The organism is Mesorhizobium sp. WSM4313 (assembly GCF_002294725.1).
Lineage (GTDB): Bacteria > Pseudomonadota > Alphaproteobacteria > Rhizobiales > Rhizobiaceae > Mesorhizobium.
The window spans coordinates 61,724-73,275 of the sequence record NZ_NSFT01000019.1; the positions used below are offsets into that span (position 1 = coordinate 61,724).

Here is an 11,552-nt window from a genome sequence, read left to right on the forward strand (position 1 = left end):
CCCCCTCCGGAGGGAAAGGAAGGGAGCCTTGCTGGACGAGCGTTGATGGCAAAAAGCTTGGCGCCTTTCCTCTACCCCGTCGATCGGGGGAGAGGTGGCTCGGCAAAGCCGAGACGGAGTAGGGGTCGACCAGCGCTGCATAAGACAATGCATGCGCCAAGCTGCCATGCACGCTATCGCCAAAGACCAGCCGCTTGGAAATGTGTGCATGCCGTAGCGAAGTGGGGAGAGGAACTTCACATCCCCGTCAGGTCGCTCATCAGGCCCGATGCCACCGACAGCCGCGACACGGTGATGTCGCCGCCTTCGGTCAGCGCCTGCAGCCGCTCGCGGATGCGCGCGACGCGGTCGCCGCCGGCTTCCAGCCAAGCCGCGACCGGATCCGCCGCCGTGCCGCGCGCGGTGAGCGCCGCCACCGCGATGCCGCGCCGCGCCACGCCGATTGTGTCGGCCGCGCGCGACAGCGCCAACTGGTCGTAATAGTCCGGCGGCATGATCGAGCGCGCGGCTTCCTCGACGCGCGGGATGCGGAAGGCATCGCTGACGGCGAAGAAGGCCTTGGCCGCACTGACGATGTCGGCATTGGCCGTGCGCGCGGTGAGCGCGACGTCGGGGATCAATTCGGCCACTTCGGCCAAAGCGAGCTGCCCGGCGAGCTTCTCCGGCGCGCCGCTCCTGGACAGGCCGTGCTGCCGCTCCTCGACGCGCTCGCGCGAGAAGGCCGGCAGCAGCGAGAGAAGCTTCGGCTCGAGCGCCTTGCGCGCCTCCTGCAATTCGGCGATGCGCTGGCCAAGCGGCGCGGAGCCGGCTTCGTGCTTCAGGTACCAGCCGCTGGTCACAAAGATAAGCCGGCTGATCGCTTGATAGAGATCGAGCTGGACCTGCCCGTCGATATGGTTGTCGAGCGCGTCGATCTCGCGATAGAGCGCGGGCAGCGCGAAGCCGTCGCGGACCATGGCGAAGATGCGCACCACATCGGCCGCCGTGCGGCCCGTGGCTTCCTGCAGCCGGTTGACGAAGGACGGTCCGCCGCGATTGACAAGGTCGTTGGCGAGCACGCGCGCGATGATCTCGCGCCGCAGCCGGTGTTCGCGGATCTCACCGGCGAATTTCCTCGCCATGCGTTCCGGGAAATAACCCATCAGATCGCGATCGAAATGCTGATCGTCGGGCACGTCGCTGGCGACGATATCGGAGAACAGCACGATCTTGGCATAGGCGAGCAGCACGCCGAGCTCGGCCCTGGTCAGCGGCTCGCCGCGCGCCTCGCGTTCGGCAAGCGCCGCCGGCGACGGCAGCGTCTCGACCGCCCGGTCGAGCAGGCCGCGCGCTTCGAGCGCCGACATGAAGCGCGCCTGGTGCGCGATGTCGGCGAGCCCGCGCCTGCGCGCCAACGAAAGCGCCAGCGTCTGCTGATAGTTGTTGGCGAGCACCAGCGCGCCCACTTCGTCGGTCATCTCGGCGAGCAGCTTGTTGCGCGCCGGCCTCGCCAGCGAGCCTTTGCGCATCGCCGACGCCAGCGCGATCTTAATGTTCACCTCGACGTCGGAACAGTTGACGCCGCCCGAATTGTCGATGGCGTCCGAGTTGCAGCGGCCGCCATTCATGCCGAACTCGATGCGCGCCCGTTGCGTGACGCCGAGATTGGCGCCCTCGCCGATGACTTTCGCCCGGACATCGAGCGCCGTGACGCGGACGGCGTCGTTGGCGCGGTCGCCAACATCGGCGTTGCTTTCGCCTGAAGCCCGCACATAGGTGCCGATGCCGCCGAACCACAAAAGGTCGACCGGCGCCTTGAGGATGGCGTTCATGATCTCGACCGGCGTAGCCGTGGTCTTGGCGAGGCCGATCGCGGCGGCCGCGGCCTGCGGCAGTGTGATCGATTTCTGGTTGCGCGAGACGATGACGCCGCCTTCCGACAGCTTCGAATTGTCGTAGTCCTGCCAGGACGAGCGCGGCAGCGCGAACATGCGCTGCCGCTCGGCCATCGAGGCGGCCATGTCCGGATCGGGATCGATGAAGATGTCGCGATGGTCGAAGGCGGCGATCAGCCTGGTGGCCGGCGACAACAGCATGCCGTTGCCGAACACGTCGCCCGACATGTCGCCGACGCCAACCACGGTGAAGGGCGAGGTCTGGATGTCGCGGTTCATCTCGCGGAAATGCCGCTTCACCGCTTCCCAGGCGCCCTTGGCGGTGATGCCCATCTTCTTATGGTCGTAGCCGGCCGAGCCGCCGCTGGCGAAGGCATCGTCCAGCCAGAAGTGATGCTTCTCGGAAATCGCGTTGGCGGTGTCGGAGAAGGTCGCCGTGCCCTTGTCAGCGGCGACGACGAAATAGGGATCATCCTTGTCGCGCCGCACCACGCCGGCCGGCGGGATGACGCCGTCGACGCCGATATTGTCGGTGATCGAGAGCAGGCTGGAGACGAAGTTCTTGTAGGCCGAGGTGCCTGCTTCGAAGATGGCATCGCGCCCGGCGCTCATCGGCAGCTTCTTGGGATAGAAGCCGCCCTTGGCGCCGACCGGCACGATGACGGCGTTCTTGACCTGCTGCGCCTTGACCAAACCCAGCACCTCGGTGCGGTAATCCTGGGCGCGGTCCGACCAGCGCAGGCCGCCGCGCGCCACCGGGCCGAAGCGCAGATGCACGCCTTCCACCTCGGATCCGTAGACGAAGATCTCGCGCCATGGCCGCGGCGCCGGCAGTCCCTCGACCGCCTGCGAATCGAGCTTGATGGCGAGCGACTGCCCTTTCTGTTTCGTATCGGCTACGAAATGATTGGTGCGCAGCGAGGCTTCGATGAGATTGAGGTAGCGACGGATGATGGTGTCGTCGTCGATGTTGGGCACCTCCTCCAGCGCGTCCTTGATCTTGGCCTTGAGGTGCTTGGCCGCAACCGCGCCTTCACCTTCCGCCGCCGGGCCGAGCCGGGCGACGAACAGCGCGTGCAGGCCGCGCGCGATCTCGGGATAGCGATTGAGCGCGGCGGCGATGAAATCCTGGCTCTGCGGAATGCCGGCCTGCTGCAGATAGCGGCCATAGGCGCGCAGGATGGCGATCTCGCCAGACCACAGGCCGGCGGTCTGGGCCAGGCCGTTATAGCTGTCATTGTCGACATCGCCGCGCCAGACCGACAGGAAGGCGTCCTCGAAGAGCGCGCCGCCGTCGGAGATGTCTATTCGCGCGCCATAGCTGTTCTCCAGTTCCATGTCGTGGATGAAGACTTTGCCGGAGCCGGTGTCGGCGACCTCGAAGGTGCGCTCGCTGATGACGCGGAAGCCGATGTTTTCCAGCACCGGCACGCGCCGCGACAGCGCGACAGGGCTGCCAAAATGATAGATCTTCAAAGCCGCCTGGTGCGGCTTCTGGTCGGCATGGCGGTAATAGTCGATGGCGATCGGATTGTCGGCCCCGATCTTCGCGATGCGGCCGGCATCGGCCAGCGCCACGGCGGCCGAGAAGCTGTCGCGATAGCTTTCGGGGAAACGCGCCGCGATCGCCTTCAGCGCCGGGTCGCTGCCGGCCGCCTCCGCGGCTTCGGCGAGCGCGTCCTCCCAAGTGCGCACGATGTCGCGAATCGCCGCCTCGATCGCCGACTGCTCGACCTTCGGGGTCTTGCCGCCGGAACGGCCGATGATGAAATGCACGCGCGCCAGCCCGCCTTCCGGGAAGGCCGGGTAATAGGCCGACAGCCGGCCCTCGAACACGGTTTTCAAATAAGCGCCGACCTTCTCGCGCACGACGCTGTCGTAGCGGTCGCGCGGCACGAAGACGATGACCGACACGAAGCGGTCGAACTGGTCGGCGCGCACCAGCGCCCGCACCCGCGGCCGCTCGATCAGCCCGAGTATGGCGCTGGCGTGCTTGCGCAGGATGGGAACGGGAACCTGGAACAGCTCGTCGCGCGGATAGCTTTCCAGGATATTGATCAGCGCCTTGCCGGAATGATCGTGCGGATCGAAGCCGGATTTCGAGATCACGGTCTCGGCCTTGGAGCGCAGATAGGGGATCTTCATCACCGAGCGCGTGTAGGCGGTCGAGGTGAACAGGCCGACGATGCGCAGCTCGCCCGCGAGCGCCCCCTTCGACGTATAGGTCTTGATGCCGATGTAATCGAGATAGATGCGGCGATGCACCGACGACTTGGCATTGGCCTTGGTGACGATCAGCGGCTCCGGCCCGTGCAGGAAGGCGCGGATTTCCGGCGTCGTCGTCACCGCCTCGGTGCCGCGCCTCAACACCAGCACATCCGGATCCGACAGGATGCCCAGGCCGGGTTTGTCGGCGCGCTCCAGCGAGCCGCTTTCCTCGCCGCCGGTATATTTGAACTCGCGCATGCCGAGGAAGGTGAAATTGTCGTCGCGCAGCCATTCGAGGAAGGCGATCGCCTCGGCGACGCTCTTCTTGTCGAGGGGCACCGCCGAATAGCGGAATTCGGAAATCGCCTGGTCGAGGCGGGCGAGCATCCGCTTCCAGTCGACGACGGCCGCCCGGACCTGCGAAAGCACCTTGTGCAGCCGCCCGGTGAGGCTCTTGGCCTGCTCGGCGGTCAGCCGCGGGATATGCACATGGACGACGCTCAGCCGGTCGTCATCCTCCTTGCCGCCGTCGCCAAGCACCTCGACCACACCGGTCTTGCCGTGGCGGACGGTGACGATCGGATGGGTGACGAAGGTCGGCTCACCGCTTGTCTCGGCGATTTCGCCGAGGATGGAATCGAACAGGAACGGCATGTTGTCGTTGACGACGGTGATGACCGTGACCGGCCGGCCGTCGCAGGCAACGCCCGAATCGGCTTCGACGGCAACGACGCTTTCGCCCTTCCTGTGGCTGGCGACTGCTTGGGCGGCGAGCTCGCCGGCGCGCTCGAGGTCGGCCACGTCATAGGCCGCGATGTCCTCGGCGGGCGCCCGCGCCAGCAGATAGTCGGCAAGCCTTGCGGGTTTCTCCTCCGCTTTCGCGGCGGCGGCTTTCCTCTTCGGCTTGGATTTCACGCTGGCCATGACGCTTAGTCCCTCCCGTTATATGCTTTTGCGACTATGGTAGCCAGATGACCGCCGTTTGGCGACAAAGGTTTGACGGCGCTTAAAAAAATTCCAACCGACAGCGCGAGGAGAACAATCATGACCGGCAAAGTAACCGCGCTCGACCTTGTCCAGGCGGAGCTCGGCGAGGCGACAAAAGCCTATTTCGCCAAATGCGAGGAGAAGCTCGGCCTCGTGCCCAACGTGCTTCTCGCCTACGCCTTCGACGAGACGAAGCTGCGCGCCTTCACCGACATGTACAACGACCTGATGCTGGGCGATTCCGGTCTGTCGAAGCTGGAGCGCGAGATGATCGCCGTGGTCGTCTCCTCGATCAACCACTGCTTCTATTGCCTGACCGCGCATGGCGCGGCGGTGCGCCAGCTGTCGGGCGAACCGGCCTTCGGCGAGATGATGGTGATGAATTTTCGCGCCGCCGATCTGTCGGACCGGCAGCGCGCCATGCTCGAATTCGCTGTGAAGCTGACCGAGGAGCCGGCTAAAATCGTCGAGGCCGATCGCGCCGCCTTGCGCCAGGCCGGCTTCACCGACCGCGACATCTGGGACATCGCCTCGACCGCCGCCTTCTTCAACATGTCGAACAGGGTGGCCGCCGCAGTCGATATGCGGCCCAATCCCGAATATCACGCCATGGCAAGGTGAACTCGTTACATTAGACTCAACTTAACATCGATTGCCTGTTTTTCGTTTTGGTCCGATGATCAGGATTGCGGCAAGGCCGCATATCAACGATTGCAGCGCCGCTGCATATCGGCTGCAGCATCACTGCATATCGCAAGCGGCGTGGCCGCATGCCGGTTCGACGCCGCCGACAAAGGGAGGAGAACATGGCGAAATTTCTCTATGTCTATCACGGTTCCGGCAAGATGCCGACCGACGACGCCGAACGCAAAGCGGCTATGGATGCCTGGACGGGCTGGTACGACAAGCTCGGCTCGGCCGTGGTCGACGGCGGCAATCCGGTCGGCATGTCGAAGACGGTGCTGCCCGGCGGCAAGATCGAGAACAATGGCGGCAGCAATCCGACCGCCGGCTACACCATCGTCGAAGCCAAGGATATCGACGATGCCGTCGCCAAAGCCAAGGACTGCCCGATCCTGATGGACCCGGCTTTCACTGTCGAGATCGCGCCTATCATCGAGATGATGTGAGGCCGGCGCTCTATCGCGCGGCGATAGCAGCGGCGGCGCCCGCCATCGTCGTCGCGCTGACGCGGTTGGCGATCTTCATGGCGCGCTTGCTCTTCAGCAGCCGGCGCGCCTGGGAGGCGGCCAACACCCAGGCGAGATCGATGACGACCAGCACGAGCGCCATGGTCAGCGTAAGCTCGACCCAGCCGATCACGCTGACCGAAGCCAGATCGATGATGGTCGGCAGCAGCGCCAGATAGAACATCATGATTTTCGGATTGCCGAGCGTCACCGCCATGCCGGCAAGGAAAAGTTTCAGGGGCGAGTCCTCGCGCGGCATCTCGCCCTCCTTCGCCTCGACCGGGGCCGTCCACATCTTGAACGCGAGATAAGCAAGGTAGGCGACGCCAACCCATTTCACGACGACGAAGGCGTAGTGGAAGGTTTGCGCCACGACGGCGAGCCCGAACACCGCCAGCGAAAGCCAGACGCCCTCGCCGATCCACATCGCCAGCAGGAACGGGAAGACGTCGCGGAATCCTTTCGAGATCACCCGCGCCACCAAGGCTGCGATCGACGGGCCGGGCGAACCGGCGGCGACAAAGAGCGCGGCGGCGAAGATCAGCAAAGAGGCGAGATGCATGGGGTCGCTCCCTATAAGAGATAAAGAACGAATAGCCGATCGTACTAGATTTGGCACGCCCAACAAGGCGCGAACGTTGATCAAGGCGACAACAACTGCCAGCGCCGGCGCCGCCCCTCATCTGGCTGCCGCCATCTTCTCCCCGTTGAACGGGGCGAAGGGACATGGCGCCGACGATTCGCCAATCACCAACGTTGCAGAAAGAGCGCCGGAGTCCGCGCGAGATTCCCTTCTCCCCGTTCACGGGGAGAAGGTGCCGGCAGGCGGATGAGGGGCAGCGCCGACGCCCAAATTGAAACGAAAGCAGCCGCCTGCCGCTGAAACAAAAGAGGGAGCACCCGCTCCCTCTTTCGAACTTTCCGTGGAACCTTACGCCGCGCCCATCACCTTGGCGGCCTTCTCGAAACGCTTGCGCTCGTTCGGGTCGAGATGGAGCTTGCGCAGGCGGATGGTCTTCGGCGTCACCTCGACCAGCTCGTCGTCCTGGATCCAGGCCAGCGCGCGCTCCAAGGTCATGCGGATCGGCGGCGTCAGCTTCACCGCTTCGTCCTTGCCGGCGGCGCGGATGTTGGTGAGCTTCTTGCCTTTGAGCACGTTCACTTCGAGGTCGTTGTCGCGCGAATGGACGCCGATGATCATGCCCTGGTAGACCTTGACGCCCGGATCGATGATCATCGGGCCGCGGTCTTCCAGGTTCCACATCGCATAGGCGACCGATTCGCCCTGCTCGTTGGAGATCAGCACGCCATTGGTGCGGCCGGGCAGCTCGCCCTTATACGGCTCATAGGCAAAGAACAGCCGGTTCATCACGGCGGTGCCGCGCGTGTCGGTCAACAATTCGGACTGATAGCCGATCAGGCCGCGCGTCGGCGCGTGGAAGACCAGGCGCTGGCGGTTGCCGCCGGACGGACGCAGCTCGACCATCTCGGCCTTGCGCTCCGACATCTTCTGCACGACGACGCCGGCATGCTCCTCGTCGACGTCGATGACGACTTCCTCGACCGGCTCCAGCAGCTGGCCGTCGTCGCCCTTCTGCATGACGACGCGCGGACGCGACACGGCAAGCTCGAAACCTTCGCGGCGCATCGTCTCGATCAGCACGGCGAGCTGCAATTCGCCGCGGCCGGACACGAAGAAGGAATCCTTCTCGGCCGATTCCTCGATCTTGAGCGCGACATTGCCCTCGGCCTCGCGCAGCAGCCGGTCGCGGATGACGCGGCTGGTCACCTTGTCGCCCTCGGTGCCGGCAAGCGGCGAGTCATTGACGAGGAAGGACATGGTCACGGTCGGCGGATCGATCGGCTGCGCATGCAGCGGCTCGCTCACCGCCGGATCGCAGAAGGTGTCGGCGACGGTGCCTTTCGACAGGCCGGCTATGGCCACGATGTCGCCCGCCTGGGCCTCGTCGATCGGCTGGCGCTCGAGGCCGCGGAAGGCGAGGATCTTCGAAATGCGGCCGGTCTCGATCTGCGTGCCGTCATGGTGCAGCACCTTGACCGCCTGGTTGGCCTTCAGCGTGCCGGACTCGATGCGGCCGGTGATGATGCGGCCGAGGAACGGGTTGGCCTCGAGGATGGTGCCGATCATGCGGAACGGGCCGGGATGCACCGTAGGTGCGGGCACATGCTTGACGACCAGGTCGAACAGCGGTGCGAGACCCTGGTCTTTCGGGCCTTCCGGATTTTCCGAAACCCAGCCGTCGCGGCCCGAACCATAGAGGATCGGGAAATCGAGCTGCTCGTCGGTGGCGTCGAGCGCGGCGAACAGGTCGAACACCTCGTTGACCACTTCGATATGGCGGGCATCCGGACGGTCGATCTTGTTGATGACGACGATCGGGCGCAAGCCGACCTTGAGCGCCTTGCCGACGACGAATTTGGTCTGCGGCATCGGCCCTTCGGCGGCGTCGACGAGCACGATCGCCGAATCCACCATCGACAGGATGCGCTCGACCTCGCCGCCAAAATCGGCGTGTCCGGGCGTGTCGACGATGTTGATGCGGGTGCCCTGCCAGTCGACCGAGGTCGCCTTGGCCAGGATGGTGATGCCGCGTTCCTTTTCGAGGTCGTTGGAATCCATGGCGCGCTCGGCGACGCGCTGGTTGTCGCGGAAGGCGCCGGACTGTTTCAGGAGTTGGTCGACCAGGGTGGTCTTGCCATGGTCGACATGCGCGATGATCGCGATATTGCGGAGGTTCATTGTCTGGTCTCGGGAGCGTTGCAGGCAGCAGGCCCAGAGGCGCCGCCTTTTTCGGTTGCGCGGCTCATACAAGGTTTTTCGCAATTGCGAAAGGGGAGGCCTGACCCCAAATACATGGTCACTGATTCTTAAACGTCTTGGTGTGAAATGATTCCGTTAACCAAGGCGGAACCTTTGAGGGGCCGGACAGTTCGATGTTCATGACCGATCCTATGTCCAGATTGCGTCCGGTTTTCGCGTGGGCGGCGCTTGGCGTGCTCGTCGCTGCCGGTGCCGCGCAGTCGGCGGCGACGCTTCGGCAAGCCGACCCGATCGCACCGCCCGACGCCAAGACCGCGCAGCAGATGTTCGCCGATGCCCCCGACGGCGTCGACCCGATCGTCACCGGCCCGGTCAGCGCCGCCTTCAAGCAACGCCAGAAGGATGCCAACTGCGACACCGCGGTCTGGCCCAACGTGCCACGGGCTTGCTATCCGGATTGATTTCGCCTTTGCCATAACGCGGCTAACGTCGCGATCCTTCGCGCCCCCCTCTGGCCTGCCGGCCATCTCCCCCACAAGGGGGGAGATTAGCAGCTTCGGCGCCTCGCTCATTCCTGCAACGTTGGAGATTGGCGAAGGTCGAGGTGACGGCCAATCTCCCCCCTTGTGGCGGAGATGCCCGGTAGGGCAGAGGGGGGCGCTGTCCCGCCAACCTTACCAATTTTCTCCAGGACCTTACGCGGACCGCACCGGATCGAGCGTAACCTTGTAAAGCTCGTTGTCGTCGCGATCCATCAGCCGTACGGTGAGCTGTTCCGTTGCGCCGGAAATGTCGACCAGACCGAAGAACTGCAGCCCGGCCGACGGCGGCAGGTTCTGGCCCTGCTCGGCGGTCGGCGCCTTGATGAACTTCAACTCCGGCCCGAAGGTCATGTCGAGATCGTTGGGGCCGAAGGTGCCGGCGTGGATCGGGCCGGAGACGAATTCCCAGAACGGATTGAAATCCTGGAACTGCGCCTTGTCGGGATTGTAGTAATGCGCCGCGGTGTAGTGGACGTCGGCGGTCAGCCACACCGTGTTGGTGATGCCGGCATTCTTGATGAAGCGCAGCACGTCGGCGAATTCGAGCTCGCGGCCTTTCGGCGCGCCATTGTCGCCGTTGGCGACCGCCTCGGCCCCGGCGTTCTTCGCCGCGTCGTTCCAGACGACCAGGCCAAGCGGCATGTCGGCGGCGATGACCTTCCACGTCGCCTTGGAATTTGCCAGCTCCCGCTTCAGCCACTTGGACTGCTCCTCGCCGATCATGCGCGACTTCGGCGTCAGCGTCTCTTCCATATCAGGACCGTTCGGGCCGCGATAGGAGCGCATGTCGAGGAAGAACACGTCGAGCAGCGGCCCATGCGAGACCTTGCGGTAGACGCGGCCCGGCTCCGACGGCTCGTAGCGGATGGTCGTCATTTCATGGAAGGCGCGAGCCGCCCTGGCCGCCAGCACATGGATCGACTTTTCCTTGTAGCGGTCGTCGGCGGTCAGGTCCTTCGAATCCGACCAATTGTTGAGCACCTCGTGGTCGTCCCACTGGTAGAAGGTCGGGCAGATGGCCGACAGGCCAAGCACATGCTTGTCCATCATATTGTACTTCCACTGGTCGCGGTATTCGTCCAGCGTCTCGGCCACCTTGCGCTTGCCGTCGATCATGACGACGTTCTTCCACTTGCCGCCGCCGGGCAGGTCGACCTCGTCCTTCATGGCGCCGTCGGCATAGATGGTGTCGCCGGAATGCAGGAAGAAGTCCGGCGTGTGCTTGGCGATGGTCGAATAGGTCTTCATGCCGGTCTCGTCGATGCCCCAGCCCTGGCCGGCGGTATCGCCCGACCAGGCGAAGCGCACATCGCGCTTGGACGACGGCGCGGTGCGGAAACGGCCGACGATCGGCTCGGACACGGCATTGATGTCGGAAAGATCGGCAGCAACCATGCGGTAGAAGATGTCCTGGTCCGAGGCGAGATCGGTGAGCAGCCGCTTCACCGTGTAGTCGCTGGCCGGCGAGGTATCGAGCGCAGCCAGCCGCGTCGCATTGGCGAAGCTTTCGGTCGTCGACACTTCATACATCACGCGCGCCGGTCGGTCGGTGCGGGTCCAGACCATGCCCGAGGTGGCGTCGATGTCGCCGGACTGGACGCCATGCGTGAAGGCCGGACGCTGGCTGGCGCGGGAATAATAGGGCAGCGCCAGACCGGAGGCGCCGACAAGGCCGAAGGCGCTGGCCGAAGTGACGAAAGCGCGGCGGGTGAGCGAAAGCTTGTTCATGGCTGTCTCCGGGATGGCGTTGAGCGGGACCGCCAAGCTCTCGCTTCAATGTTTCAGGCGCATATCGGAACCATGAAGTTTTGATAACAGTCGACATCTTCCTTCTCCCCTTGTGGGCCTGTTGCGCAGTTAGCGAGAACAGGCTCGCAGAGGGGTTTTGACCGCGAAGTGTGTTGTGCTTGGTGGGCGATTTGGCCTTGGGGTTGAGTTTGATGGTGGCGGTGCGGCCCCTAGGCCGGTA

Annotated in this window: 7 protein-coding genes; 3 read left to right on the forward strand and 4 right to left on the reverse strand. The window is 64.5% G+C overall.

Translation table 11 applies throughout. The features are described 5' to 3' along the window. Positions 1–236: 236 nt before the first annotated feature. Positions 237–5,006 (reverse strand): NAD-glutamate dehydrogenase, encoded by a 4,770-nt coding sequence (locus tag CK219_RS27515; protein ID WP_095769754.1) that lies wholly within the window; start codon positions 5,004–5,006, stop codon positions 237–239. 120 nt (positions 5,007–5,126) lie between these two features. On the opposite strand from CK219_RS27515, the gene CK219_RS27520 reads away from it, so the two are divergent. Together CK219_RS27520 and CK219_RS27525 are read left to right on the forward strand one after the other, a co-directional pair. Beyond that, entirely contained in the window at positions 5,127–5,690 is a 564-nt protein-coding gene (locus CK219_RS27520; protein WP_095769755.1) for a peroxidase-related enzyme, read from the forward strand. Between the two features lie 185 nt (positions 5,691–5,875). Then, positions 5,876–6,199, forward strand: a complete 324-nt coding sequence (locus tag CK219_RS27525; RefSeq protein WP_095769764.1) for a YciI family protein — start codon at positions 5,876–5,878, stop codon at positions 6,197–6,199. Positions 6,200–6,209: 10 nt separating this feature from the next. On the opposite strand, the gene CK219_RS27530 is transcribed toward CK219_RS27525, so the two are convergent. Next, a complete protein-coding gene (locus tag CK219_RS27530) occupies positions 6,210–6,821 on the reverse strand; it encodes a LysE family translocator (RefSeq protein WP_095769756.1) in 612 nt (203 codons plus the stop codon). Positions 6,822–7,190: 369 nt separating this feature from the next. Then, positions 7,191–9,020 (reverse strand): translational GTPase TypA, encoded by a 1,830-nt coding sequence (gene typA, locus CK219_RS27535; protein ID WP_095769757.1) that lies wholly within the window; start codon positions 9,018–9,020, stop codon positions 7,191–7,193. Between the two features lie 194 nt (positions 9,021–9,214). Here typA and CK219_RS27540 point away from each other — a divergent pair, with 194 nt between their 5' ends. Next, the gene (locus CK219_RS27540) at positions 9,215–9,502 is read left to right on the forward strand and encodes a hypothetical protein (protein WP_245340637.1); all 288 of its coding nucleotides are present in this window, start codon (positions 9,215–9,217) and stop codon (positions 9,500–9,502) included. 234 nt (positions 9,503–9,736) lie between these two features. On the opposite strand, the gene CK219_RS27550 is transcribed toward CK219_RS27540, so the two are convergent. Further along, entirely contained in the window at positions 9,737–11,311 is a 1,575-nt protein-coding gene (locus CK219_RS27550) for an alkaline phosphatase (RefSeq protein WP_095769766.1), read from the reverse strand. Positions 11,312–11,552 lie beyond the last annotated feature (241 nt).